The sequence below is a fragment of the Geomonas sp. genome (assembly GCF_056994735.1).
In genome coordinates, this window is record NZ_JBXKJL010000098.1 from 1 (window position 1) to 24,285 (window position 24,285).

Consider the following 24,285-nt stretch of genomic DNA (forward strand, 5'->3'; position numbering starts at 1 on the left):
GTGACGCAGTCGAAGAGGAAGCCGACCCCGTAGATCTTCGCCAGGAGCAGAGGGGTCAATTCCAGGTTTTGCCCCGACTTCAAGAGCAGCACGGTCCTGGTGACGGCGGAGAAAACGACGATGATCAGCCACAGGAGGTACAAGGAGCGGTATCTGTTTTTCATAAGTGTCTCGATTCCAAGCGTGTGACGGTGAAACGGATCGACAAGCGAAGCCTAAAAGGATGATGGACGGGCGCAGTTGTACCACATATGCAAGTGCTCGGAAAGTAAAAAAAGGAGCCTCCACGGCGCGGACGGCTTTCAAACGGGGGGGCGGAAGTTGCTTTTAATGGGTGATTTGGTAACGTTTCACTGGGTCACCTTTCAATGGGCCAGGGGCGCGGCATTTCTGCCGCTCCGAAGAAAAAACGAGAGGACGGCATGAAACCAAAGAGTGGGAAATTACTGGGCGCCGCCGGCGTCTTGTTGCTGCAGCTGGCACTCTCCAGCAACGCCTGCGCCGTCGAGCCGGACAAGGTGGCGCACTTCGGCGGCGCCACCGTGCTGGGGATCGCCATCGACAGCACCTTATATCACCTCTCCACCAGCATGGGACCGGGCGAGCGCATGGCCGCCTCGGCGGGGCTCGCCTTCATCCCGGGCCTCGGCATCGAGATCGGCGACGAATTCTCCCCGCACGAATACTTCAGCTGGTCCGACCTTGGCGCCGACGCGTTGGGTGCGGTCACCGGAGCGATCATCTCGGACCTCGTCAACGGCCAGTTCTGGATTTCGGCATCGGGGAAGCAGATCCGGCTGATAGGAAAGTGGTGACAGCTGGCGGTAACGGACGGTAAAATAGCGCCGGAAAAAAAGACAGCCACTTAGCAATCCGCTAAGTGGCTGTTATTATGGTCGGTGCGACTGGATTCGAACCAGCGACCACTAGACCCCCAGTCTAGTGCGCTACCAGGCTGCGCTACGCACCGATAATTCCTGGTGTTACAACAGATCCCGCAAACTTCTTAGTTCCAGCTTTACATCCTCGAGAATGGCCACGAGTCTGTCGCCGGACTGCTCGGGTTTCTGGTTCCTTTTTCTCGCCTCGAGGCGCTTCCGGGCTCCCTCGATGGTGAGCTTCTCGGCGTACAGCAGCTTTTTGATTTCGGTTATCTGCTCTATGTCCTTCTTGGTGTATAGACGTTGTCCCGTGGAACTCTTCTTCGGCGCCAGGGAATTGAACTCCGATTCCCAGTAGCGTAATACCGAGGCCGGAAGTCCCGTCAACTGGGAAACTTCCCCGATCCTCAGGTAAAGCTTGTCCGGAACCCCGGTCTCCATCCTTAGCCCTGGCTGTTGATGGCGCTCTTCAATACCTGGCTGGGCTTGAAGGTCAGGATCTTTCTGGCCACGATCGTGATCTCCTCACCTGTCTGAGGATTCCTGCCGCGGCGATCGGACTTTTCTTTGACCACGAAGTTGCCGAAGCCGGCTATCTTAATCTTGTCGCCGTCTTCGAGAGTGGACTTGATCAGGTCGAATACAGTCTCAACGAGTTCGGCAGATTCTTTCTTCGAGAAACCTACCTTCTCATAAATTCTTTCTACGATATCCGCTTTGGTCATAACCCCCTCAACAGCTTCAGCATTTCATTGGTTTGCGCTTTCGACAGCGGCTTAATCTAATACCATAGGGTTTCTATTTTCGCAACCCCTTTTTATCTAAAGGAAACATTTAATTTTTTCTTCAGTGCATCGATGACACGCTGGTGCAACTTGGTCACCTCGTCGTCGGTTAGAGTCCTTTCCTTGGACCCGTAGCGGACGCGGATGGCCAGACTCTTCTCCCCTTGTGCGATGTTGCCGCCGGTGTACAGGTCGAAGATCTCCACCCCTTCCAGCTCGGGCGCCTTGACGCTCTTGACGCAGGAGATGACCTCTGCGGCGCTGATCTCCAGCGGAAGAAGCATGGCTATGTCGCGGAAGGTGGAGGGGAATCGTGACGGCACCTGGGCCGTTTCCTTGGGCTTCCTGGCGCCAATCAGCGCCTCGAAGTTGAGTTCGAGGTAGTAGAGCGGAGCCGTGATCCCGTAGTTCTCCTGGACGGTCGGATGGACCTCGCCGAAGGAACCGAGGACCCTTTTGCCCGAAAGGACCCGGCAGGCCTTGCCCGGGTGATAGTAGGGATCGAGCTCTGCCGCGGAGTAGTTCACGCCGGTGACGTTCAGGTCGGCCAGGATGTTCTCCACGATCCCCTTGACGTCGAAAAAGTCGACCTCCCCCTTGCCCTGGTTCCACCCTTCCAGCTCGCGGCTCCCGGTCAAAAGTGCCGAGAGATAGAGCGGCTCATCCGGCTGCTCTTTACCCTCAACCGGGATGTAGATGCGGCGCATCTCGAAGATGCGGATGTTCAGGGTGCGGTAGTTGATGTTCTTGACCGCCGTCTCGAGCAGACCGGGAAGGAGCGTGGTGCGCATCACCGACAGCTCGTCGGAGATCGGGTTCAGCAGCTTGACGCCCTGGGTGCGGAAGTCCTCGGCCGGGAGGAGTATCCGGTCGCAGCTCGACGGGGCGACGAAGCTGTAGTTGATCACCTCGGAGAGCCCCTGGGAAACGAGCAGGTCCTTGATCCGGGTGGTGAGCTTCAAGGCATCGGAGGGAAGATCGGAGAAGACCGAGGCGCGCGGCAGGGTGGCCGGGATGTTCTCGAAGCCGTTCAGGCGGACGATCTCCTCGACCAGGTCGATCTCGCGCTCGATGTCGACCCTGAAGAGCGGAACGCGCACCTTGAAGACACCTTCCGACTCCACGCTCACCTCGAACTCGAGCCGCTCGAAGAGGTCCTGCACCTCGGGTGCGGAGAGGGAGAGTCCCGAGACGGCGTTGATGCGGGAGACCCTGGCGGTGATCACGCGGGGCTCGACCGGCTCCGGGTAGGCGTCTATGACACCCTTGGCGACGGTTCCGCCGGAGAGATCGGCGATGAGCTGGGCCGCACGGTCCAGGGCGCGGATCAGCCCGGCCACGTCGGTCCCGCGCTCGAAACGGTGCGAGGACTCGGTGTGGATGCCGAGGCGCTTGGAGGTCTTCCTGATGGCGGAAGAGTCGAAATAGGCGCTTTCCAGCAGGACGTCGGCGGTCCCCTCCCCTATTTCGGAGTTGCCGCCGCCCATGACCCCTGCCAGCGCCACACCTTTTTCGGCGTCGCGGATGGTGAGATCGTTGGCGGTAAGGATGCGCTCCTGGCCGTCCAGGGTCACGAACTTCTCCCCTTCACCGGCAGCGGCGACCACGATCCTGCCGCCCGCGAGGAGCTTGAAGTCGAAGGCGTGCAGCGGGTGGCCGTACTCGAGGAGGACGTAGTTGGTCACGTCGACGATGTTGTTGATCGAGCGGATGCCGGCGGCGCGCAGCCTGTCCGACAGCCAGGCCGGCGAAGGAGCCAGCTTGCAGCCGGAGATGTGGCGCGCGGTATAACGCGGGCACAGATCGGGAGCGTCGATAGTCACCGAGGTGATCGATTCGATCGGGGCACCCTCTTCCACCACCTCGTGTCCCGGATAGTGGACCTTCTTGCCGAGCTTGGCGGCGACCTCGCGGGCCACACCGACCACGCTCAGGCAATCGGCGCGGTTCGGGGTGAGGCCGATCTCGAAGATGGTATCCTTGGTGCCGAGGGCGTCGAAGAGCGGTGTGCCGAGCCGGAAGTCCTCGGGAAGGATCATGATCCCGGCGGACTCATCGGAGAGGCCGAGCTCCCTCTCGGAGCAGAGCATGCCGAAGGATTCTTCGCCGCGGATCTTGGAGCGCTTGATCTTGAAGTCGCCCGGGAGGGTGGCGCCGATCTGGGCCAGGGCGACCTTGTCGCCGGCCTTGAAGTTCTGGGCGCCGCAGACGATGGTCAGGAGTTCCTTCCCATTGTCGACCTTGCAGAGGGAGAGCTTGTCAGCATTGGGGTGCTGCGCCTTTTCCACGACCTGGGCGACGACGACGTCGTCCATCCCGCCCCCGAGCGTTTCCATCCGCTCGACCTCGAGGCCCAGCATGGTGAGGAGGTGGGAGAGCTCTTCCGGCGGCAGCTCGCAATCAACGAATTCCTTGATCCAGTTATAGGTAACTATCATTTCGATTCCACTCTATGCTTCAGGTTGAAATGCCAAAAATCAAAATCGGGTGACAGGGATGGCCAGGATATGCAGGATAAAGCCCTAAGGCGAAACCCATTTTGCAGTTATCCTGTGCATCCTGTCTATCCCTGTTAAACGCCTTTCGGGTTTCCCTCTGTATCCCTCTGTGGTGAGCCTTTGAGGGATTTAGAACTGCTTCAGGAACCTGAGATCGTTCTCGAAGAGGAGCCTCATGTCGGCGATGCCGTACTTCAGCATGGCGATCCTCTCGATCCCCATGCCGAAGGCGAAGCCGGTGTAGATCTCGGGATCGTACCCCACGTGGCCGTAGACGTTGGGATCGACCATGCCCGCACCCAGGATCTCCAGCCACCCGGTATCCTTGCAGACCCGGCAGCCCTTGCCGCGGCAGATCACGCAGGCGATATCGACCTCTGCCGAAGGCTCGGTGAAGGGGAAGAAGGAGGGACGAAGCCGGACGCCGATGTCGGAGCCGAAGAGCTGGCTGATGAAGAGGGTCAGTATCCCCTTGAGGTCGCCGAAGGTGATCCCCTTGTCAACCATCAGACCCTCGACCTGGTGGAACATGGGAGAGTGGGTGGCGTCGGAGTCGCAGCGGTAGACGGTGCCTGGGGCGATGATGCGCACCGGCGGCTGCTGTTTCAGCATGGTGCGGATCTGAACCGGCGAGGTATGGGTCCGGAGGAGGACGTTTTCGCCGACGAAGAAGGTATCCTGCATGTCGCGCGCGGGATGGTCCTTCGGGAAGTTCAGCGCCTCGAAGTTGTAGAAGTCGTGCTCGACCTCGGGCCCTTCTGCGACGGCGAAGCCCAGGGCTGCGAAGATGGAGCAGATCTCCTCGGTGACCAGGGTGATCGGGTGCCTCGAACCGATCGGGCGGCGGCGCCCCGGCAGGGTCACGTCGATCCTCTCGGCGGAAAGCCTGGCAGCTTTGACAGCCTCACGCACCTCTACGGCACGGGCATCGAAAGCTTCCTCGAGGCGGGATTTCACCGAGTTCACCACCTGGCCTATGACCGGGCGCTCCTCAGGTGAAAGCGATCCCAGCCCCTTCATGACGGCCGTCAGCTCACCCTTCTTGCCCAGGTACTTTACCCGCAGCTCCTGCAGCCCGTCTTCGGTCGTTGCCTGACCGAGTTCGGTGACAGCCTGATTCAAAAGTCCTTCAAGTTTATCCTTCATGAGATGACCCTATGCTTGGAAAAAAAAAGAAATGAGACATCGCTATCCCATTTCTTCTTTTATGCCCGCGGTATGTTTTAAAACTTTGCTTTTGCTGCCTCGGCAATAGCCGTGAAACCTTTCGGATCGGAGACAGCCAGATCGGCCATCACTTTCCTGTCGATCTCGACCTTGGCAAGCTTCAGACCGTGGATCAGTTTGCTGTAGGAAAGACCGTTCAGCCTTGCCGCAGCGTTGATCCTGGTGATCCAGAGAGCCCTGAAGTCCCGCTTCTTGACCCTTCTGTCCCTGAACGCGTAGTTCAGAGCGCGATCCACCGCCTCGGTGGCGCTTCTGAAGAGTTTGCTCCGGGCGCCCCGGTAGCCTTTGGCCAGCTTCAATACCTTGTTTCTTCTGTGTCTCGCTTTAAAACCGCGCTTTACTCTTGGCATACATACTCCTTCTGGTTTTTATTAGCCGGATCCGCAAGGGGAGACGTTTCCTCACGGTTCTCGGACTTCGGCAAGGGATGGAGCCAGGACGCAACTTGGACCGGCACAGCAGATGCTGTTACCAGTCCCTAGTCTCTAGTCCCTAGCCCCTAATCCCTGATTTACTTATACGGAATCAGCTGCGAGATGTTCTTGTGATCGGTAGCGGCGACAATCGCACCCTTGCGGAGGTTACGCTTGTTCTTCCTCGTCTTGGAAGTGAGGATGTGGCTGGTGAAAGCATGGCTACGCTTGATCTTGCCCGAGCCGGTCTTGCTGAAACGCTTGGCGGCGCCCCTATGGGTCTTCACTTTAGGCATTGGTTACTACTCCTTTAATGGTGGTGTTTATTTGGTCACTTTGGTCTTGGGGGCCACGATCATGAACATGCTGCGACCTTCCATCTTCTGGCGGACCTCGATATTTGCTATATCGGCGAGCTCGGCGGCAACCTTCTCGAGGGCGGCCATTCCCAGTTCCTGGTGGGTGATCTCACGCCCCCTGAAGACGACGGTGATCTTGGCCTTGTTCCCCTCTTCCAGGAAGCGGCGCACGTGCTTGATCTTGAATTCGAGATCGTGGGTGTCGGTCTTGGGCCTGAGCTTGACTTCCTTCAGCTCCACCTGCACCTGCTTCTTCTTGGCTTCCTGCTGCTTCTTGCTCTGCTGATATTTGAATTTGCCGTAATCCATGATACGGCAGACCGGAGGTACGGCGGTCGGCGAAACCTCTACCAGGTCCAGTTGCTGACTTTCGGCCAGCGCCAAGGCCTCCCGAAGCGGAAGAATACCTAGCTGCTCGCTCTCGGCACCTACTACCCTAACCTCTTTGGCCCTGATGGTCTGATTGATGTTGACTGTAGGTTTAGCTATGACGCCACCTCCTATTTAAAGCTTTTAACTTCGGATTCGATGAAGGCAACGAACTGTTCGGGAGTCATCCCTTCGAGGTTCTTGCCGTCGCGGTAACGCGGAGCGAGCAGGCCGCTTTCGACCTCCTTGTCCCCTACCACAAGCATGTACGGTATCTTCTGCAGCTGGGCTTCCCTGATCTTGAAGCCGAGCTTTTCGTTCCTGAAATCCTTCTGCACCCGAATGCCGGCAGCGCGCAAGGTATTGAAGGCGGCCTGCGCGTAAGGGATCTGGTTATCGGTGACCGTGACGATGGTCGCCTGAACCGGGGCCAACCAAGTCGGGAAGTTCCCTGCGAAGTGCTCGATGAGGACACCGATGAAGCGCTCGATGGCACCCAGGATGACCCGGTGTACCATGACGGGGCGCTTCTTCTCGCCGTCGGCATCGACATAGGTGAGGTCGAAACGCTCCGGGAGGGTAAAATCGCACTGGATTGTAGCACACTGCCAACGCCTGTCAAGCGCGTCGCGGAGCTTGATGTCTATCTTCGGGCCGTAGAATGCGCCGTCACCCTCGTTGATCTCGAAGGGCCTGCCGGAGTCTTTCAGGGCCGAAAGGAGCGCGCTGGTGGCCAGCTCCCAAGCCTCGTCCGAGCCGATCGACTTCTCAGGACGGGTGGAAAGTTCCATCTCGAACTCGAAGCCGAAGATGCTCATGACCTCGGCGACGAAGGAGAGAACGCCCTTGATCTCGGCGTCCAGCTGGTCGGGAGTGCAGAGGATGTGGGCATCGTCCTGGGTGAAGCCGCGGACCCTGAGGAGGCCGTGGAGCACGCCGGCGCGCTCGTGGCGATGCACGGTGCCGAGCTCGAAGTAGCGCAGCGGCAGGTCGCGGTAGCTTCTGAGCTGCGACTTGTAGATCATCATGTGGGAGAGGCAGTTCATCGGCTTCACGCCGTAGCTCTGCTCGTCCACCGTGGTGAAGTACATGTTCTCGCGGTAGTTCTCGTAGTGGCCGGAACGCTGCCAGAGCTCGGTCTTGAGGATCTGGGGGCCGAGCACTATGTCGTAGCCGCGCTTCAGGTGTTCCTTGCGCTCGAAGTCCTCGAGGATGGTGCGCAGCATGGCCCCTTTCGGGTGCCAGATCACCAGGCCTGCGCCGACCTCATCCGAGAAGGAGAAGAGGTCGAGCTCGCGGCCGAGTTTCCTGTGGTCGCGCTTCTTGGCTTCCTCGATCCTCGCCAGGTAAGCGTCCAGCTCCTTCTTGTCGCCGAAGGCGGTGCCGTAGACGCGCTGCAGCATGGCGCGCTTCTCGTCCCCGCGCCAGTAGGCGCCGGCGATGGAGGTGAGCTTGAAGGCCTTGATGTAAGATGTCTTGGGGACGTGCGGGCCGCGGCAGAGGTCGGTGAAGTCGCCCTGGCTGTAGAGGGAGACCGACTCGGCGCCCAGGTCCTCGATGAGCTCGACCTTGTAGTCCTCGCCCATCTTCTTGAAGAGATCAATGGCATCGGCGCTGGAAAGCTCCTGGCGCTCGATCTTGAGATCGGCCTTGGCCAGCTCGCGCATCTTCTCTTCTATCTTTTCCAGGTCTTCCGGGGTGAAGGGATGATCGACGTCGAAGTCGTAGTAGAAACCGGTTTCGATGGCCGGACCGATGGTCACCTTCGCCTGCGGGAAGAGCTGCTTGACCGCCTGCGCCATGAGGTGTGAGGTGGAGTGCCTGATGATCTCCAGCGCCTCGGGGCTCTTCTCGGTAACGATCTCAACGGCGGCGCCGTCGGAGAGCTTGGAGTTCAGGTCGACCAGTTTCCCGTCGATCTTTCCCGCGATGGCGGCCTTGGCGAGGCCGGCGCCAATGGAAGCGGCGAGGTCGTATATGGTAGCCCCATCCTGCAGAGTCCTTTGCGACCCGTCCGGAAGCTTTACGGTAATCTCGTTCATCATGGGCCCCTTTGAACAAACAGAAAGAGGCATCGAAACCCGATGCCTCCGTCGAACCTCGTTAGAAGGTTTCTTTCTGGATGGTAGGCGCGGGCGGTTTCGAACCGCCGACCCCTAGCGTGTCGAGCTAGTGCTCTACCCCTGAGCTACGCGCCTGTTGTCCTGCTGTGCAACTCGGACGTTTTACCAATTCGCTTGGCCAAAGTCAACAGTTTTTGTTTCAGGGTGGAAAATTTTTCTCATTGGAGCATGGCCTAGTCGGACCTGTGTGACTGTTCTGACCTGCCTGAGAGGTTGCAGGCGACTGATTCTTTCACTGTGACTGCTCCGCGATGCTCTTTTCTGTACCGGTACAATCTTTCTGTGAAGCCGCCTTTTTCAATGAAGTCGCTCTCCAGGCGCTCGAACTGGCGCCTTAAGAGGTAGCTGGCCTGATGGCTCAGACAAAGGAGAATGTTCGCGCTGACTTCGGCAGTGGCCTTTTCCAAGGCGGCAAGGGCTGCCAGGAGGGGCTCATCGAAAAGCTCGGACCCGTCGGACTGATCGGACAAGGCGGACCGGTCCGAGTGACCACTTGTCAGCGCCCCTGCCTTTGCCACCTTCCCCGCCAGCCGCGCCCGCATGGCCCGCACACGCTCGGACTCCTTGTCCCACACAGCCAAGCGGTTTTGGCGCAGGTAGTCTTCGTAGTCCCTGATCAGCTCTTCCAGGCTGGCCCGGGCCACGTTGGTCAGCTTCAGTTCGGTCTTCTTCGAGGTTCCAGAGGCCAGCGACCCTTCGGCGATGTTCTGCACGCCGCTGCGGGCCGCCTGCACCATCTGGTCATGGGTGCGGGAGCGCCGGTCAATGAAGCGGTTGCAGAAGATCACCGTGCCATCGTACGCAGCCAATGCCACGACGAAGCTCCGCAGCTTCCGGTATCCCCCATGAGGCAGGATGAGGTCACCACACTTGTTCACGGCGAAACTCCAAGGCATCCTAGGACCAACAGGGCAACAAACTATACCACCCCGCACCGGAGTTGCCGCTCATAAACCGGGGGCGCTTCCCCTGCCAGGGAAGCGCCTATGTTCATTTTCCTTCCCCGCCCAAGCTACGGCATGTACACCGGCCTTGGCGCTCGTGTGCCTGCTAAGGCAGGTTTTTCATGAACCTTGTTTCGAAGCTAGTCGTCGTTTGTATATAATAGGGATGGGTGAGATAAGAAGAACGGAGGAGGCAAGCGATGCGGGACATGCTGCCGGAAGGCGATGACTTGAGACGTGCGGTGAAATGGATATCGGGGAACCTCCTGGAGAACCCCGACCAGCCGGTCCAGCCGCTGGTCCAGGAGGCGATCTTCAAGTTCGATCTTTCTCCAAAGGATTCCGAATTCCTGATCATATTCTTCAGCAAAGGGACGAAGGAGTGACGGACCGCAATACTCTCATCGCTTGCTCCGCATCCCCGTAATCATTGATCTGCCATTAGCAGCAAATCGCCCTCAAATTTTCGATTCAAAAAAGGGCCTTACGGTCGGAGCAGTCACCTGAAAGCACGACGCAACTGTCAACCTCGTACTGACACAGCACAGGCTTAGAGAGCTCAACATCCGCGACCGGCTCACCGGCGCCTACAACCAGCGCTACATCGACAAAAGGCTCCCCGACGAGTGCAAGAGGCACACGCGCTACAACAGCCCCTTGAGCGTGATCATGCTGGATATCGATTTCTTCAAGAAGGTAAACGACCAGCACGGCCACGAGGCGGGGGACAGGGTTCTTGGGGAAGTTTCGGAGAGACTGGCGAGCAGCATCAGAAAAACGGACTGCCTGGTTCGCTACGGCGGCGAGGAATTCTGCTGCATCCTTCCCGAGACCACCCTCGGCAACGCCTCGCTGCTGGGGGAACGCTTCCGGTGCTCGGTTGAGCAGATGGCCGTCGTAACCGGGGGAACTGAGTTGCGGGTGACCATCAGCCTCGGAGTGGCGCAGCTGACCGCGGACGACATTCCCGCCTCGCTTTTGAAACGGGCCGACGAGGGGCTTTACCAGGCGAAGCAGGCCGCAACCGGGTGGCACCCTCCCCCGGTTCCCCCGCCCCTGTTAGGGGAGGAGGTGATGCGGTATTCACTCCGGGAAGCGGCGGTCCAGTACCCTCATGACGGCGTCGACCACCTCAGAAGGCGCGATTTCGGCCAAGCAGCGTGAGCCGCTGGGGCAGGGAGGCGTGGTGCCGAAGCGGGTGCAGGGAGAGCAGGACAGATTGCTGTTGAGCACCAGGTCGAATTCCCCTCTCGGCCCCCACTTCGTCTCGATCCCCGGCCCGAAGAGGGAGACGGTGGGAACGCCCAACCCGACCGCCAGATGGAGCAGCCCCGAATCGCCGGACACGAGGAGCAGGCAGCGGGCCAGAACCGCCGCGGTTTCCACCAGGGCGGTCTTGCCGGCCAAGTTGACCCCACCGCAACCCTTCACAATGTAGGCGCCATCCACTGCGTCGCCTTCCCCACCTACCGCCACCACACCAAGTCCCCTCAGCGCCAGATGATCGGCGACCCGCCGGAAGCGCTCCGCTCCCCAGCGCCGCTCCGGGATGCTGGCGCCCGGAAAGATGGCCACCAGAGGCCGGTCGGTGGCGAGGAACTCGGCAGCCCGTACGCTGGCCTCTTCCGGCAACGAAAGAAAGGGAGCCTCCCGGGAGAGCGGCGCCTCGATCCCCAGGGGAGCCAGCAGGTCGAAGAAGCTGTCGAGCTCGTAACGGTCGTGGGCGTAGCGGACCCTGCGGGCGAAGAGGCGTTTCCGGTTATTGGTGGCGAAGCCGATGGAGACGGGGGCGCGGGCCAGCCGGGCGACCACGGCGGAGAGACGGTGCCACTGCTCGCTGTCGATCACCAGGTCGTACCCTCCCCTGACCACCTGGCCGAGCTGGGAAGGTTCGTGGTAAAGGAAGACGCGATCAACCGCCGGGCAGAGGGAGAAGGCGGCGGCGTTGCGCTTTTCCGCCAGCACCGTCAGCTCCGCCTCCGGAAAATGCTGTTTCAGGGCGTTGAGAGCGGGGATGAGCAGCACGGCGTCGCCGATACCGCCGGGACGGATCACCAGGATGCGGCGAACCTCCCCGCCCCCCCCTTCACGGGGACCAGGAAGCAGGGCGGCCCCCACGGCACCGACTATCGCATCAATCTTTTTCAGCAAGACCACTCGGTTCAACGTCTTCCTCACTACCGGTAAATGCACCTCGAAGGCCGCTCCCTCCCCGTCGAATTTCAGCCAGCCGAAGGCTTCCCGCCCCCCAGCCTGCTCAACTGCTCGGCCCAGGCCGTCCTCAGGGCCACAGCCTTGGAGGCCACCTGCAGGGCCGGAAAGAGCAGGCAGTCTCCATCCACTCTCCCATGCGCCCTGATCCGCGACAGTACCGCCAGGGGGAAGGTCGCCACCCCGAGACCCAGGGCGACCACCTTCTGCAGAGGAATCACGGCGTAGCTCCGGCGGATGGCCCCCTCCGGGTAGAGCTCCCGGTTGGAACTGTTGATGAATTCACCCCGCACGTAGTTTCTGAGCGAGCCGAAATAGGAGCGGAAATCGGAGCGGGAGAGGTGCTTGAGCCGCAGGGCACGGGTGAACTGAAGCCCGTAGCCGGCCTTGAGTATCCTGTAGCAGAGATCGGGATCCTCCCCACCCGGGCGCCGGAAGCGCTCGTCGAAGCCTCCCACCTCGCGCAGCACCCGGGCCTGGAAGAAGGAGTTGGAGGTCCGCAGGTAGGCCACCGTCTCCTGGCCGCGAAGGCGGCTCAGGTGCCTGGGGCGGACCAGCAGCGGGGTCAGCACCGGAACATGGTTGAACTCGTCGAGGTACTCGAGGTAGCGGGCCACCGTCCCCTCCCCGTTGCAGACCGTGTCCAGCGGCCCCCCGATCCCGGCCACCGCGTCCGGGGTCTCCCGCCACAGGGCCAGGGCGGTCGCGATCCAGTCTTCGGGGAGGAGGCAGTCGTCGTCGGTAAAGCCGATCAGGGCGCCCCGCGCCAGGGCGACCCCCCGGTTGCGGGCGGCGGCCACCCCGGCGTTCTCCTGGTTGACCACGGTGACCGGGATGGGGGCTCGCCCACGGAACTCCTCCAAGAAGGCGGCGGTGTCGTCCCGCGAGCCGTCGTTGACCACCACCAGCTCGAAGCGCCCCTCCCCCCCCCGCTGGGCGGCCAGCGAGGCGAGGCACCCCTCCAGCTCCTTCCTGCGGTTGCAGGAGGCGATGACCACGCTTATCTCAGGGATCTGGGCCGGTTGGGACACTGTCAGAACGCGACCGCCTTGGCGGCCACCGGCAGGCTCTCGAAGGTGGTCAGGTCCGAGGGAATTCCCAGGCCGTACATGCCGTCCAGCTCAGAGCCGATGTTGTAGATGGCGAGTTTCATCCCCTTGGCGATCATCTCGTTGTAGGCCGGTGCCACGTAGAACTCACCGTTGACCCGCAGCCCCTTGGCGATCATCGCCTCGGCCGCCTCCACGAAATAGGAACCCTTCCGGTAGTTGTAGATCCCTACCGTCGCCTCGTCCGAGACCACCTGTTTCTCCACCACTTCACAGGCGGCCCCGCGGGGGTCGAAGCGGACGTAGGACCACTTGGGGTCGTCGGCTTTCATGGTCATGATCAGCCCGTCGGCGGCGCTGCGGTCCATCTCGGCTAGGTAGTCGTCGATCTTGACGTCCACCCACTGGTCGCAGTTGGCGATCATCATCTCGTCGTCGTTGTTGATCAGCTCGCGGGAGAGGAGCACCGTGCAAGCCGCCCCCTCGGTGACCCGGTCCACCGTCAGCACTTCGCAACCGGGGCTCCACTGGCGAAGCTGCTGAGCAATGCCGTAGCGGTCGATGTGCTCCTTCAGGCAGAGGAAGATGAAGCGGTGCTTGCGGGAAGGGCGGAGGTTGCTGATGACCACCTCGGTCATCGGCTTGCCCATCACGGGTATCAGCGGCTTGGGAAGATCGTAACCGGCATCGGCGAAGCGGCTTCCCCGTCCGGCCATCGGCACAACGATATTGAGCATCTCATTCCTCCTCGTACTTGTCGCCGGCCACGCAGGGGAGCTTCACGACCGTGGAAGCGACGTCGGTGAGCGCGGTGAAGTCGGTGATGTCACCGGGATGGAGCACGATGATGTCTCCGGCCGTGTAGCGCCCGCCGGACATCTCGACCTCGCCGGAGACGATGACGGTGATCTCGGTGGCCACCCGGTGGGAGTGGCGGCCTTCGTGGTCGCCGGCCTTGTAATACTTGACGGCTACCTCCACGTCCTCGGTCTGGTAGAGGGTGGGAGAGAAGTTTCCTACGAACCATCCCTTGGTCATCTCTTCGAGACGGGCGACTTTCATAAGCACCTCGCTTGGCCTTTGACCTTCTCCTCGAAGGCGTGAACACCCTGCGGCAGGGCCAGGGAATGGTACTTCTCGCGCGGGATGTTGTAGACCCCGATCGCCCCCTGGTCGAGGAGGAGCTCGTTGTAGGCGGGGCAGACGTAGAAGGCGTCGCCCACGTGGGCGTCCTTGCGGATCATCTCCTTGGCGGCGGCCACGAAATCCCGGCCGCGGGCGAAGTAGTAGATCCCGGCGGTGGCGTGGCGGCTGATGGGGCGCTTCTCGGCGGCCTCGATCACCCGGCCGTTGTCGTCCAGCCGCACATAGGACCAGCGGGGGTGGACCGAATCGAAGACCACGATGCCCCCGTCCAGATCCTCGTTCCTAAAGGACTTCACCACCTCGTCCAGCGAGACCTCCACGATCTGGTCGCCGTTCACTATCAGAAGGGGCTCGTCGTTGTCTATCTGCTCCACGGCCAAAAGGGCCGTGCAGGCGGCTCCGCGGGTGGCGCCCTCGGCAACCAGCACCTCGCACTCCGGGGAGAGGAGCTTCAGCACGCTTTCGAAATGGAAGCGCTCGACCTCCTCCTTGCGGACCACGAAGACGTGTTTTGCCTGCCCCTCCACGGTCACGTGCTCGATCACATGCTGGATGAGCGGCTTGCCGTCGATCTCCAGGAGGTACTTGGGGTAGAGGTACCCCTGCTCCTCGAACGGTTTCGAATCCCCCGCCATGAGAAATAGGATGTTCATCGTCCCCCCTCGATGCTTTTGAGATGGTTCGTGATGTTGCTCAGGTTCACGTCGGTTACCGATTTGACCACCATCACGTGGGCTCCCGAGGCCTGCGCGGCCCGGATGCCGTTGAGGTTATCCTCCACCACCAGGCACTCCTCCGGGGTGAAACCGAAACGCTCGATGGCGGTGCGATAAATCTCGGGGTCCGGCTTGGCGCGGGTCACGTCCTGGTTGCTCAGCATGAACTCCAGGTACTGGGCCAGGTTGCTCCTCTCCATCATCATCTCCACCGTCTGGCGGATGGAGTTGGAGGCCACCGCCAGCCGGTAGCCGGCCGCCTTCAGGTGGGAGAGCGCGTACTCGTGGTAGAATACTGGTTTGCAGCGGGTGTAGACCATCTCCATGGTGAAGATCTGCTTCATCTCGTTGACGAAGTCGTGCAGCCCGCGGGGAAGCCCCCGCTCCAGGGAGAGCATCTCCAGCTTGCGCTTGGTGGGGAGGCCGTCGTAGGTGACCAGGTGGTCGTAGCGGCTGATGGAATAGCCGAAAAGCCCGAGGGCGCGATTGAGCGACTCGTAGTGCCAGTCCTTGGCCTCGATGAGCACGCCGTCCATGTCGAAGATGATGGCCTTGATCTTCATAACAGTGCAACTCTCCTGTTGAGCCTTAGTGGGACCCCGTGAAAAAGACGCGGGCCGCCTCGGGATAGTCGGTGCAGAGCATGAGCTCGACGCCGGCGCGCTTGTCGAGGTCGAGGAGCCTCTGCCAAAACGGCAGGTGCGGGCGCCGGTGCAGGTCGGGGGAGACGATGCAGACGTGCCGCTTGTCGGCCAGCGAGAGGATCTCGTCGTCGCCGTACCACTCGCCGTGGAAGCCGTCCAGCCAAACGCCGGAGGCCCGGTCCAAGAGCACTGGCTCCCGCTCGTACTCGCTCACCCGGGTGTAGAAGGGTATCCCCTCCTTCGCGTAGCCCAGCAGGTCCGGGACCGACATGTCGAACACAAAGTAATCGCTGACGCCGAAAGTCTCAAGTGATTTCTTGAGCATGGCCTGCAGGCCGTCGGCCTTGATGTTCAGCGCCAGGGGGAGATCGCCCCCCGCCTCCTTGTGCAGGGCCAGAAAATCGGCGAAGGGCATGGCGCCCGCCTGCGGCGGGTCGTGGGAGATAACCAGATCCCCTGCGAGGTCCCTCAGGTCGGTTTCGGTCCCGAAGCCGAGCGCGAAGGAGCGGCGGAAGGCGACCTCGGTGTTCTTCTCGGCGGGTTCCCGCCAGTAACCGCGATGACTGATGATCTGCATGTCCACTCCCCTCAGCCGAGCCACTTGTGCATGGCCCTGGCAATTTTAAAGCTCCGCGGGCTCCTTTGCTCCCACCGGTCGAGGAGGGATCCGTCTTTTCCGAGGAGCCTGGTCAAGAGCCGGTCCGCCAGCCGCTTCGGCATCAGGAGGCGACAGGCATGGTAGAGGTCCTTGCCGATCACCACCGGGTCGACAGAAAGCTTCAGGTCCGGCTCGCAGTAGCGCCGATACAGCCGCAGCCACTCGCCGTGGCTGTAGATGTCCGCCCAGTCGTCGAGGCTCAGGGTATGTTTGAGTGAGCGGATGCCGATCTTCTCGGGCTCGAGGAAGATCAGGTTGTTGGCGAAGGAGCGCTCGGTCTGCTCCAGCGTCTCCGCGTCAAGGTCCCACTGGTGGTGGCAACGGATTGCTGCGCCGTGCCTGGTCAGCAGGGAGAGCCACAGGTACTGCTCCGGGAAATAACGGTGCAGCAGGTGCGGGTAGACGTCCGGCTCGGGCCGTGGGCGGCCGGCGAACCACCGGGAGGTCTCCGGTTCCGGTGCGGGCTCGATGTCCCAAAGGGCCAGGAGGTCTTCGGTCAGGCCGAAGAAGAACCAGTCGCCCGGATGAAAGGGAACCGGCTGGTGGCGCCTGGGGTTTCTCGCATAGACGCTGCAGTTGATGAGCCGTTCCCGGAAGATCCTCAGCCCTTGGTCCCTCGAGGGGTAACGCGGCCAGTAGTCCAGAAAGCCAGTGCCGGTGAAGAGGAGATCGGTCCTGGTCTTGATGGCGTACCGGCGGGAGGCCCTTTTGAGCCCTTCCCTGCTGGAGACGATCTGCCGGTTCAGGTTGTAGAGGTTCGGAAGCCTCCGGTGGCAGACGTGGCCCCCGGGATCTTCATTTTCCACCAGCAGGTCGAAGTCGAGCCCCTCCACCTCGCTGCCGCGCCAGGTGGAGAGGATGATCTCGGCGGCAGGAAGCCAGTGCCGGACGCTCTGCAGGACCCGCGCGGTGACACCTCCCCCCACGACGGGCCCCTGGACGACGACGCTTATCCCGGAGCCTGACATTGCCATGGTTACAGGTTGCTGTTCAAAACGTAGGCTTCATGGCCGAACAGCTTGAGGGTCACCCCGAGAGACGCACTCAGCTGATGGAAGTTCCGGGCCTTCTGGAACAGCGTGGCGTCGCTGCTCTCGATCTGCCGGGCGATGAAGTCGCGGTACGCGCCGTAATAGTCACCGGTGGTGATAAAGATCTTGTTGCCGCAGATGGCGAACGGAGCGAGCTGGGTCTCGGGGTGATCGAAGAAAAAGCGGCAGGTACCTTCGCTTACGCCGGGGCACGTGTCGTTGAAGTAGTCGTCGACCAGGATGATGCCGCCGGGGTTGATGACCTGGGAGGCAAGAACCAGGTCGTTGTAGGCGCCTTCGGAGGAATGGTCTCCGTCCACATCGAATAAACGGCAGCCACCGGTCGTGCGACGCAGGTCGTCCGCGGTCAGGAGCTTCGAGTCGGTCTTGATCAGGGTCAGCCTGTCAAAACCGGGGGCATGGGCTGCCAGGTTCTGGGCCAGTCGTTCCTCGCAAAGCTGCGGAGGTGTGCAGTGAATGAAGGAATCGATCCCGAAGACCCGTTCCGAGGTGTTGGCCAGGAGGCAAAACAGGATTAGCAGCTTGCCCTGCCAGACCCCGATCTCGCCGAGATCCCCGCTGACCTGCAGGCTGTTCTGCGCCGAGTTCAGCAGCAGCAGCAGGTCGACGGCGTCTTTCAGCAGCCAACCCTCGACCTGGCTCAGCCCAGTGGTGACGTACGATTCGACGGGGCTAGACGCGGCCGAGCGTTTCCGTAACAATCTGCTAAACATGGGAGTTCTCCTTTCACTACTCAATTTGCTTTTATGGTTTCCGACCGACGCTATCTAGTCAGCCTGGACAACACTCTGCGGTAAAACGGAGGCTTTGTGTTATCCACTTCCGGCGGAGCCTCGTATTGTTGCAGTAACCGGCAACGAATCGGGTCGAATCCGTCCCAGAAGTACGGGTACCAGTTGATCTCGCGGGGATGCGTGAACCGCGGCTGCAGGGAGTGTTGGTGGAACAGCTTTTTCTTCATGATCAGATCGAAGTCCGTGAACTGCCACTTGTTGAACAGCAGGTTCCTCAAATCGGTCCAGGTCTTGGAGGTGTGCAGGGGGTCATCGGCGGGGTGGATGCCGCTGCTGGTGCACTTGGTGATGACCTCGCCAATGGGATTCCAGCAGCAGGCACCGTCTTCGGAAAGGTCCTCGTTGATGCTGACCCTGTCGCCCAGTGCGATAATGGCCCGAAAGAAGTAATCGATCTCCTGAAAATGCAGCGTCGAGAACCTCTCGTCGAAAAACCCCACCTCTTGGACGGCGCGGATATTGAGCGCGATCGACTGGTCGCCCCGCGGCTGGGTGATCATGTCATAGCGGGTGTTGCCCATGAGAAACTCGTCCCAGCCCGGCACCCAGAGGACGTCGTTTTGAGCCAGCACGCACCAGGCCCGGTTCTGCGGATTTTTCCAGGTGCGGAAGCAGTCAAGGATCCCGAAGTTCCAGTCCCTGGACAGGTAGCCCCACGAGTTGAGGGAACGGGTGCTGTTCTCCACCACCTCGACGTCAAGCCGCCTGTTTTCAGGGTCAATGACCACGCCGGGATAGTTGCTGATGACCTTGACCGAGATCTGGCCGGGATTGCGGGTAGCTGCCAGCAGGGAGGAGAGGTTGGCGTTGAGCACCTCGTTTTTCTTGTAGGTGACGATGTAAACGCTAATCATTGCGAGGTACTCCATTTCCATGACGGGTAGATCATGTTTCTCCTGAACGGGGAGTCGTGGCTGGTGTTGATGGAGTCATCGACGACCCGGAAGGTCAGGACCGGATCATCCTCGATGATCCTCAGCCTGTTGTGGATGCCGAAGTCGAACTTGATGTGGTAGGTGCCATCGGCGAATATCGAGGTATCGATCTCCAGGAAAGCCGAGTGCCGACCCGGTCGCTGTACGAGCGGCAGATTGTCCTTGAAGTAGTCGGTGAGCCTGGTGGCGCACAGCAACTGGTTGACGGAGTTGTAGATCTCTATTCCGATGAGCAGATTGCGGTTTTCTTTTTCCACCTGGTATTCCATCTGGAGCCGCACGGCCTCGCCACGCAGGCACACCCCCTGCTCCGCCTGCGAGTTGAGGTCGGCCCGCAACAGGCGCACGTCCTCGTTGCCGACGTCTCCGGACCATTCGGTCCGGCTCTCCGACCCCGAGCGTAGGTAGCGGGTAATGCCGCCGACCACGGTACTACAGGGGACCAGCTCCCCCTTCTCCAGCAGGAGCGCGCGGTTGCACAACGAGGCGACGATCCCCATGTTGTGGCTTACCATCAGCACAGTCTTGCCGGACTCCTTCGACTGTTCCATCTTCTTCAGGCACTTCTGCTGAAAGTTGGCATCCCCGACGGCAAGCGCCTCATCGACGATCAGCACGTCCGATTCCAGGTGCGCCGCCACGGCGAACCCCAGCCGCAGATACATCCCGCTTGAGTAGTGCTTGACGGGAAGATCGAGAAATTCTGCCATCTCGGCGAACTCCACGATCTCGTCGAACCTCAGGGCAATGTCGGCACGCCTCATCCCGATGATCGCACCGTTTAGGTAGATGTTCTCTCGGCCGGTGAGTTCAGGGTGGAAGCCGGTGCCAACCTCCAGGAGCGAGCCGACCCTGCCGTAGAGCTCGGCGTACCCGGCCGTCGGTTTCACCACCCTGCTCAGAATCTTCAGCAGGGTGCTTTTGCCGGCGCCGTTACTGCCGATCACCCCGACGACATCACCGGGGAAGACATCGAAGCTCACCTCCCGCAGCGCCCAAAAATCCTGCTGTGGCGCCCGGCGCCCCGGCCGCCAGAGGGACTTCAGCCCGCCCATGATCTCCTCGCGCAGGTTGACCGAGCTTCTTCCTTCAGCACCAAGGGGGTACCGTTTGCCAAGATCTCTTACTTTGATGACGGGTTTCACGAAGGCACCTTCAGGTTGTCACAGGACATCGGAGAGCCGGCTCTCCATGTGGCGGAAGTAACAGAGGCCAGCGAGCAGCAAGCCGACGATGGCCGCCAGGGAGTACAGCAAGAGCCCGAGGTCGCAGGGGGTCCCCAGCAACGCCATCCGGTAGCCCTCCACCAGCCCGGTCAGCGGATTGGCCAGGACCAGCACCCTGAACCCCGCGGGGAGGATATCAACTGGGTAGACGACCGGGGTACAGAACATCCAGACCTGCATCCCGAACGGTATGACGAAATGGAAGTCCCGATACCTGGCATTGAGGGCAGACAAAAGGGCACCCACACCGACCGCAACCATTACTGTCAACAAGACCAGCACCGGGAACAACAGCATGCCGGGCGTCGGCGCGATCCGGTTGTACGCCAGGAGCAGGAGCAGGATGACGCTCATCACGGCAAAATCCAGGAACAGCGAGACGGCACGCGTCACCGGCAGTATGATCCTGGGGAAATAGACCCGGTTGATCAGATTCGCGTTCTGTATGAGCGTGTTGCTGCTGTCGGAAATGGCGCTCGACAGGTACAGCCAGGGGAGCAGCCCGGTGAAGACGAACAGCGGGTAAGGGACGCCGGTGGCTACCGGAACGAGGCGACCGAAGATCGCGGCATACAGGGCCATGGTGAGCAGCGGCTGCAGAACCACCCAGAGGACCCCCAGAAACGTCTGCCGGTATTTGACCTTAAGGTCGCGCAGGACCAGAAAGAATATCAGTTCCCGGTGGATGAAAAGCTCGGCGAGCCCCGGGAGCAGACCGGTGGCGGCCGGCGTAATGGTTACCGGACCAGATTGATCAGCCATCTTTTTATCCTTTTTACCGGCCGCGCGACGCGGACCCTTCGAGAAAGCCCTGCCCGGAAACGGATCACCTGCTCCCCCACGGGACTGCCGTAGACCACCTCCTCCTGGTCGTCGAACGGTATCAGCCTGTTCTGCTCCACCCAGCGGTCGAACTGCGCCACCATGGTCGCCGGGAGCAGGGTCAGCACATGCCCGCCGCGCTGGGCGCGCCGGCAGAGCTCCACGTCCTCGTGTTCGTTCCAGAAGAGATTCTCGTTCCACGGAAAGCGCCTCCAGAACTCCTTCCTGAGGACCGTCACCCCTCCGGGGACATAGGCATAGGGAGAATAGGCACGGTAATCGAGGAGCCCGCCGAAGGACCAGACGTGGTTATTGCTGGAAACCATTCCCCAGTCAAGCGCCCTCTTCCCGTCCGGGAGGGTCAACCTCGGGGCCGCCAGTCCGTAGCGGAAACCCGTGCGCGCCGCGCCGGCAAAAAATCCCTCGGTGAACACAAAGCGGTCATGGCAGACGACGATGTCGGAATACCTGGCCTCGCTGCAGATCAGGTTCTTCTTCCGGGTGATCCAGCCGAGCTCGTCCTTTTCGGAGAAGACGATCTGCCTCACGTCCGGCTCCCCTTCCAGCCAGCCGATGCGGGCGGGGGTGGTGATGATGATCTCGTATGGATCGGGGCAGAAGCTCCTGACCGAGTCGATGAAGGCCATGACCTCGGCTTCCCGGGTGCCCATGGTGAGAAGCCCGAAAGTCCACCCGTCGTGGCCCGAGCTCAGGTAGTCGGGAACGGGGCTGTGCCGGCTAAAGTGGACCAGGTTCTGATTGCGCCCCAGCCCTTTCTGGTCCAGCACCGTGAACTGTTCCGGGAAGACCTTCTCGATCAGCGCCTTCAGTCCGAACAGGGTGAGGTGTTCATTGTCCTCGAGAACAAAGATGAATTCCTGGCCGACCGCAGTGTGCTTCCCCAACTCGAAGAGGACCTTTTCGTGGAACCGGTTCAGGTTGAGGTCGAAGACCATGACCTTCGGAAAACGCGCGATGAGGTCCGACAAAGGCGCGAGGTCGAGGTCGTTCTGGAACGAGACGAGGATGGCCCGCCCCGTCTCCAACGACTTGGGATAGATGGACGGCCGCAGCGCGAGGATATCGCCCCCGTCGAGGCCGGAGAGCTTCTGTTCGACCGGTACCGGGTCCATGGCAAGCTGCGCGACGAGCGTCGGCCCCACCCGCTTTAGCACCCTGTTGGCAAGGGCGACCAGACCGTAGCCGACAGCACCCGGTGCTGCGACAAGCTCGGCCAGCGCCCCAATCACCTTGCGCAGGGAGCCAACCTTACCGGGGAGCGGAAGGCGGCAGTAGTCGCTGAGCAGTCTCGAGTAGCGGTAGACCGTGGCGGTGTTTTCGAAGTCGCGGCGGTCCATGGCGTCGAAGGGAAAGGAATCCAGCTTCGACAGCGTGGACAGCATGGTCCGGGTTACCGCTTTGTGCTCGATGTAGTGGTTGAACCACAGCCTGCTGGTGACGTTATCCCCGTGCACGCGCCAGCCGCACAACCCCGGGGCCACGTTGGCCAGGAACTTCCCCTTGCGGTACTGGTCGATCACTATGTCGAAAAAGAGCTCCCAGTCGCACAGAAACCTCAGCTCCGTGTTCATACCCTTCACCTGCTGAAGGACCTCTCTGGAGAAGAGGAGTCCAGAGGGACAGGAGGTGGCGGAGTGCAGGGTGTTTCGCAGCAGGTACTCGGGGGAGATCAGCTTGACCGCAGGGTCCGCCAAAAAGTCGGGCCGGTCGGAGAAAGGGAGGAGCCAGTGGAAGATAACCTCCACCTTCCCCTCGAATTCCCGCAGCAGGTCGTGCTCGAACTGCAGGGCCTCCGGCGCCAGGAGGTCGTCGCTGTGGAGGATCCTGATCCACTTCCCGCTGACCGCGGCTAGCCCCTGGTTGGTGTTCCCCGCCTGGTACAGGGAGGATCGCGAGTAAAGGTAACGCGCGGAAATCGCGGTGTCCCGCTGGAAGGACTCCACAAGTTCGCGGATGGCCAGGCGGTCCGCCTCGAGCTTGGAATCGTCAGGGACCACCACCTCGAAGTCGCGGTGCTTTTGTGCGGCAAGGGACGCGAGGGTCTCGGCAAAGAGGGCCACCCTGCCGCAGGTAGGGACCACGATAGATAATTCAGGGTGCATAGCTTTCCGGGGTGACAGGCAGGTATTTCAACTGCCGGGAAATGAAGTGCCGTTGGTCCTGGACGGGCTCGCTGCCGGTCACGGCGCTGAACTCCCCGGTCCCGAAGATTTCGGCATAGTCGTCGTGTATCCCATCGCAAACCGGGCGCAGCGAACATCCCTGGCAGGCGGCCCCGTACTGGTAGCCGCAGTAGTCCTCCGCGTGCATCTCCGCCACCTTCCGGTAGAGCTCGTGGGGGTCTCCCCGGCGCCGGGGCGAACGGCTTAGCGCCGCGTGGGCAGCGTAAAGGAACGGACGCAACAGGGTGTTGGCGGCCAACCGTTTCATCGGCTCACGCAGCATCTTGAAGCCACGGGAAACGCTGAGTCCGGCAGGCGGCGACGGCTCCCCCGCGGCGGTACGCTGGGGCTGCAGCCCCGTCCAGGTCCAGGAGGCGAAATCCCACTCGTGGGGATCGTAAGAGAGCTGCTGGAAGTTGTAGATGTGCTTGCGGTGCCGCTCCTCCACCATGCAGAAGGGGAAGTAGCGGACGTTCGCCTCGACGCCGGCCTCTTCCAACAGGTCGAGGGCCTGGGTCAGATGCGGCGTCACCTCGCTGTAGCGCGGCACGTTGTCGCTCTTTCTCTTCCCGTCCTCCGCCTGGTCGCCGAAGGGGTTGAAGGCGATGAAGTTGACCACGAAGGCGCCGGTCTCCACCGCCAGGCGGGCGATGTCCGGGAGCTGGGGGACCGCCTCCTTGGACATGACCACGTTGAAGCGGAAGGGAATCCCCACTTCCTGGAGGTTCCTGAGCGCCGCCATCTGCCTGCGGTGGGCTCCCGGGCAGCCGACCACCTGATCGTGGACCGCGCCCAGCCCCTGCACGCTGATGAGGAAATCGCTCACGCCTGCGTCGCGGTACGTGCGACAGAGCTCCAGGTTGTCCAGCAGCAGGGCGTTGGTGATGAGCGTCGGCGAGAGCTCGATCTCGTTGCAGTAGCGGACGAGTTCGAAGATCCCCTGGTAGAGCGTCGGCTCGCCGCCCTGGATGTCGATGGCGGTGTTCCCGTAGTGGTCCCGTACCGTCCGGCAGATCTTCTTGGCCTTCTCCAGCGGCATGAAGGCGTGCTCGGGATGGCTGCGGTCCGCTACCCGATCGATGAAGTAGCAGAACTCGCACTTAAGGTTGCAGGTCTGCCCCAGCCAGAGCACCGCGCGCCGGGTGAGGGTCTTTTCTAGCGTCCTCGCCAGGGCGGCCCGTGGAGCTGGAGTGTCCGTCCCCGCCAGCGACAGCGCCTGGTCCAAAAGCGTCATTTCTCCGGCCGCTCCC

The 24,285-nt window shown here is 61.3% G+C and carries 26 protein-coding genes and 2 tRNA genes; 3 read left to right on the forward strand and 25 right to left on the reverse strand.

The window, feature by feature from the left end; all coding sequences use genetic code 11:
* The first annotated feature begins 422 nt into the window (after positions 1–422).
* Positions 423–815: a VanZ family protein gene (locus tag AC11W3_RS04480; RefSeq protein WP_484092566.1), complete on the forward strand. Its 393-nt coding sequence runs from the start codon at positions 423–425 to the stop codon at positions 813–815.
* A gap of 78 nt (positions 816–893) precedes the next feature.
* On the opposite strand, the gene AC11W3_RS04485 is transcribed toward AC11W3_RS04480, so the two are convergent.
* The 11 genes from AC11W3_RS04485 to AC11W3_RS04535 form a co-directional block, all read right to left on the reverse strand.
* Positions 894–970, reverse strand: a tRNA-Pro gene (locus AC11W3_RS04485).
* A 13-nt stretch (positions 971–983) separates the two neighbouring features.
* A complete protein-coding gene (locus AC11W3_RS04490; RefSeq protein ID WP_484091620.1) occupies positions 984–1,322 on the reverse strand; it encodes a MerR family transcriptional regulator in 339 nt (112 codons plus the stop codon).
* Positions 1,323–1,324: 2 nt separating this feature from the next.
* Positions 1,325–1,606, reverse strand: a complete 282-nt coding sequence (locus tag AC11W3_RS04495) for an integration host factor subunit alpha (RefSeq protein WP_484091619.1) — start codon at positions 1,604–1,606, stop codon at positions 1,325–1,327.
* Between the two features lie 92 nt (positions 1,607–1,698).
* A complete protein-coding gene (gene pheT / locus AC11W3_RS04500) occupies positions 1,699–4,104 on the reverse strand; it encodes a phenylalanine--tRNA ligase subunit beta (protein WP_484091618.1) in 2,406 nt (801 codons plus the stop codon).
* 189 nt (positions 4,105–4,293) lie between these two features.
* Positions 4,294–5,310 carry a phenylalanine--tRNA ligase subunit alpha gene (pheS, locus tag AC11W3_RS04505; RefSeq protein ID WP_484091617.1) on the reverse strand — a complete coding sequence of 339 codons (1,017 nt, stop codon included), beginning with the start codon at positions 5,308–5,310 and terminating at the stop codon, positions 4,294–4,296.
* A gap of 77 nt (positions 5,311–5,387) precedes the next feature.
* On the reverse strand, positions 5,388–5,741 hold the full coding sequence (gene rplT, locus AC11W3_RS04510) for a 50S ribosomal protein L20 (protein WP_484091616.1): 354 nt from the start codon (positions 5,739–5,741) through the stop codon (positions 5,388–5,390).
* A gap of 161 nt (positions 5,742–5,902) precedes the next feature.
* On the reverse strand, positions 5,903–6,100 hold the full coding sequence (rpmI, locus tag AC11W3_RS04515; protein ID WP_484091615.1) for a 50S ribosomal protein L35: 198 nt from the start codon (positions 6,098–6,100) through the stop codon (positions 5,903–5,905).
* Between the two features lie 27 nt (positions 6,101–6,127).
* The gene (gene infC / locus AC11W3_RS04520) at positions 6,128–6,652 is read right to left on the reverse strand and encodes a translation initiation factor IF-3 (RefSeq protein WP_484091692.1); all 525 of its coding nucleotides are present in this window, start codon (positions 6,650–6,652) and stop codon (positions 6,128–6,130) included.
* 11 nt (positions 6,653–6,663) lie between these two features.
* The gene (gene thrS / locus AC11W3_RS04525) at positions 6,664–8,574 is read right to left on the reverse strand and encodes a threonine--tRNA ligase (RefSeq protein WP_484091614.1); all 1,911 of its coding nucleotides are present in this window, start codon (positions 8,572–8,574) and stop codon (positions 6,664–6,666) included.
* An 81-nt stretch (positions 8,575–8,655) separates the two neighbouring features.
* Positions 8,656–8,730: transfer RNA gene (locus AC11W3_RS04530), tRNA-Val, on the reverse strand.
* 98 nt (positions 8,731–8,828) lie between these two features.
* Complete coding sequence (locus AC11W3_RS04535; RefSeq protein ID WP_484091613.1) at positions 8,829–9,533, reverse strand: four helix bundle suffix domain-containing protein; 705 nt, start codon at positions 9,531–9,533, stop codon at positions 8,829–8,831.
* Between the two features lie 266 nt (positions 9,534–9,799).
* On the opposite strand from AC11W3_RS04535, the gene AC11W3_RS04540 reads away from it, so the two are divergent.
* Positions 9,800–9,985: a hypothetical protein gene (locus tag AC11W3_RS04540; RefSeq protein WP_484091612.1), complete on the forward strand. Its 186-nt coding sequence runs from the start codon at positions 9,800–9,802 to the stop codon at positions 9,983–9,985.
* Positions 9,986–10,163: 178 nt separating this feature from the next.
* A complete protein-coding gene (locus AC11W3_RS04545; protein ID WP_484092569.1) occupies positions 10,164–10,763 on the forward strand; it encodes a GGDEF domain-containing protein in 600 nt (199 codons plus the stop codon).
* Here AC11W3_RS04545 and AC11W3_RS04550 read toward each other — a convergent pair.
* From AC11W3_RS04550 to AC11W3_RS04615, 14 genes are all read right to left on the reverse strand, one after another.
* The gene (locus tag AC11W3_RS04550) at positions 10,683–11,756 is read right to left on the reverse strand and encodes a glycosyltransferase family 9 protein (RefSeq protein WP_484091690.1); all 1,074 of its coding nucleotides are present in this window, start codon (positions 11,754–11,756) and stop codon (positions 10,683–10,685) included. The genes AC11W3_RS04545 and AC11W3_RS04550 overlap by 81 nt on opposite strands.
* A gap of 65 nt (positions 11,757–11,821) precedes the next feature.
* Positions 11,822–12,841, reverse strand: a complete 1,020-nt coding sequence (locus AC11W3_RS04555) for a glycosyltransferase family 2 protein (protein WP_484091611.1) — start codon at positions 12,839–12,841, stop codon at positions 11,822–11,824.
* A gap of 2 nt (positions 12,842–12,843) precedes the next feature.
* Positions 12,844–13,596: a glycosyltransferase family 2 protein gene (locus tag AC11W3_RS04560; RefSeq protein WP_484091610.1), complete on the reverse strand. Its 753-nt coding sequence runs from the start codon at positions 13,594–13,596 to the stop codon at positions 12,844–12,846.
* Between the two features lies 1 nt (position 13,597).
* Positions 13,598–13,921, reverse strand: coding sequence for a hypothetical protein (locus tag AC11W3_RS04565; RefSeq protein WP_484091609.1), 324 nt, complete (start codon positions 13,919–13,921; stop codon positions 13,598–13,600).
* Entirely contained in the window at positions 13,918–14,658 is a 741-nt protein-coding gene (locus AC11W3_RS04570; RefSeq protein ID WP_484091608.1) for a glycosyltransferase family 2 protein, read from the reverse strand. The genes AC11W3_RS04565 and AC11W3_RS04570 overlap by 4 nt, the downstream gene beginning before the upstream one ends.
* Complete coding sequence (locus AC11W3_RS04575; protein ID WP_484091607.1) at positions 14,655–15,284, reverse strand: HAD family hydrolase; 630 nt, start codon at positions 15,282–15,284, stop codon at positions 14,655–14,657. Before AC11W3_RS04575 ends, AC11W3_RS04570 begins: the two co-directional genes overlap by 4 nt.
* A gap of 25 nt (positions 15,285–15,309) precedes the next feature.
* Positions 15,310–15,942 (reverse strand): PI-PLC domain-containing protein, encoded by a 633-nt coding sequence (locus tag AC11W3_RS04580; protein ID WP_484091606.1) that lies wholly within the window; start codon positions 15,940–15,942, stop codon positions 15,310–15,312.
* An 11-nt stretch (positions 15,943–15,953) separates the two neighbouring features.
* The gene (locus tag AC11W3_RS04585; protein ID WP_484091605.1) at positions 15,954–16,997 is read right to left on the reverse strand and encodes a WavE lipopolysaccharide synthesis family protein; all 1,044 of its coding nucleotides are present in this window, start codon (positions 16,995–16,997) and stop codon (positions 15,954–15,956) included.
* A gap of 2 nt (positions 16,998–16,999) precedes the next feature.
* Entirely contained in the window at positions 17,000–17,788 is a 789-nt protein-coding gene (locus AC11W3_RS04590; protein WP_484091604.1) for a class I SAM-dependent methyltransferase, read from the reverse strand.
* A gap of 50 nt (positions 17,789–17,838) precedes the next feature.
* Entirely contained in the window at positions 17,839–18,723 is an 885-nt protein-coding gene (locus AC11W3_RS04595) for a glycosyltransferase family 2 protein (protein ID WP_484091603.1), read from the reverse strand.
* Positions 18,720–19,949: an ABC transporter ATP-binding protein gene (locus tag AC11W3_RS04600; protein ID WP_484091602.1), complete on the reverse strand. Its 1,230-nt coding sequence runs from the start codon at positions 19,947–19,949 to the stop codon at positions 18,720–18,722. The genes AC11W3_RS04595 and AC11W3_RS04600 overlap by 4 nt, the downstream gene beginning before the upstream one ends.
* A gap of 18 nt (positions 19,950–19,967) precedes the next feature.
* On the reverse strand, positions 19,968–20,792 hold the full coding sequence (locus tag AC11W3_RS04605) for an ABC transporter permease (protein WP_484091601.1): 825 nt from the start codon (positions 20,790–20,792) through the stop codon (positions 19,968–19,970).
* Positions 20,768–22,975: a glycosyltransferase gene (locus AC11W3_RS04610; protein ID WP_484091600.1), complete on the reverse strand. Its 2,208-nt coding sequence runs from the start codon at positions 22,973–22,975 to the stop codon at positions 20,768–20,770. Before AC11W3_RS04610 ends, AC11W3_RS04605 begins: the two co-directional genes overlap by 25 nt.
* Entirely contained in the window at positions 22,965–24,269 is a 1,305-nt protein-coding gene (locus AC11W3_RS04615) for a radical SAM protein (protein ID WP_484091599.1), read from the reverse strand. Before AC11W3_RS04615 ends, AC11W3_RS04610 begins: the two co-directional genes overlap by 11 nt.
* Between the last annotated feature and the right edge of the window lie 16 nt (positions 24,270–24,285).

Excerpts from the sequence above, each read along its gene's own strand:
- AC11W3_RS04480 (WP_484092566.1), top strand. The coding sequence starts at position 423 with ATGAAACCAAAGAGTGGGAAATTACTGGGCGCCGCCGGCGTCTTGTTG.
- AC11W3_RS04490 (WP_484091620.1), bottom strand. The coding sequence starts at position 1,322 with ATGGAGACCGGGGTTCCGGACAAGCTTTACCTGAGGATCGGGGAAGTT.
- AC11W3_RS04495 (WP_484091619.1), bottom strand. The coding sequence starts at position 1,606 with ATGACCAAAGCGGATATCGTAGAAAGAATTTATGAGAAGGTAGGTTTC.
- pheT (WP_484091618.1), bottom strand. The coding sequence starts at position 4,104 with ATGATAGTTACCTATAACTGGATCAAGGAATTCGTTGATTGCGAGCTG.
- pheS (WP_484091617.1), bottom strand. The coding sequence starts at position 5,310 with ATGAAGGATAAACTTGAAGGACTTTTGAATCAGGCTGTCACCGAACTC.
- rplT (WP_484091616.1), bottom strand. The coding sequence starts at position 5,741 with ATGCCAAGAGTAAAGCGCGGTTTTAAAGCGAGACACAGAAGAAACAAG.
- rpmI (WP_484091615.1), bottom strand. The coding sequence starts at position 6,100 with ATGCCTAAAGTGAAGACCCATAGGGGCGCCGCCAAGCGTTTCAGCAAG.
- thrS (WP_484091614.1), bottom strand. The coding sequence starts at position 8,574 with ATGAACGAGATTACCGTAAAGCTTCCGGACGGGTCGCAAAGGACTCTG.
- AC11W3_RS04540 (WP_484091612.1), top strand. The coding sequence starts at position 9,800 with ATGCGGGACATGCTGCCGGAAGGCGATGACTTGAGACGTGCGGTGAAA.
- AC11W3_RS04560 (WP_484091610.1), bottom strand. The coding sequence starts at position 13,596 with ATGCTCAATATCGTTGTGCCGATGGCCGGACGGGGAAGCCGCTTCGCC.
- AC11W3_RS04565 (WP_484091609.1), bottom strand. The coding sequence starts at position 13,921 with ATGAAAGTCGCCCGTCTCGAAGAGATGACCAAGGGATGGTTCGTAGGA.
- AC11W3_RS04570 (WP_484091608.1), bottom strand. The coding sequence starts at position 14,658 with ATGAACATCCTATTTCTCATGGCGGGGGATTCGAAACCGTTCGAGGAG.
- AC11W3_RS04575 (WP_484091607.1), bottom strand. The coding sequence starts at position 15,284 with ATGAAGATCAAGGCCATCATCTTCGACATGGACGGCGTGCTCATCGAG.
- AC11W3_RS04580 (WP_484091606.1), bottom strand. The coding sequence starts at position 15,942 with ATGCAGATCATCAGTCATCGCGGTTACTGGCGGGAACCCGCCGAGAAG.
- AC11W3_RS04585 (WP_484091605.1), bottom strand. The coding sequence starts at position 16,997 with ATGGCAATGTCAGGCTCCGGGATAAGCGTCGTCGTCCAGGGGCCCGTC.
- AC11W3_RS04590 (WP_484091604.1), bottom strand. The coding sequence starts at position 17,788 with ATGTTTAGCAGATTGTTACGGAAACGCTCGGCCGCGTCTAGCCCCGTC.
- AC11W3_RS04595 (WP_484091603.1), bottom strand. The coding sequence starts at position 18,723 with ATGATTAGCGTTTACATCGTCACCTACAAGAAAAACGAGGTGCTCAAC.
- AC11W3_RS04605 (WP_484091601.1), bottom strand. The coding sequence starts at position 20,792 with ATGGCTGATCAATCTGGTCCGGTAACCATTACGCCGGCCGCCACCGGT.
- AC11W3_RS04610 (WP_484091600.1), bottom strand. The coding sequence starts at position 22,975 with ATGCACCCTGAATTATCTATCGTGGTCCCTACCTGCGGCAGGGTGGCC.
- AC11W3_RS04615 (WP_484091599.1), bottom strand. The coding sequence starts at position 24,269 with ATGACGCTTTTGGACCAGGCGCTGTCGCTGGCGGGGACGGACACTCCA.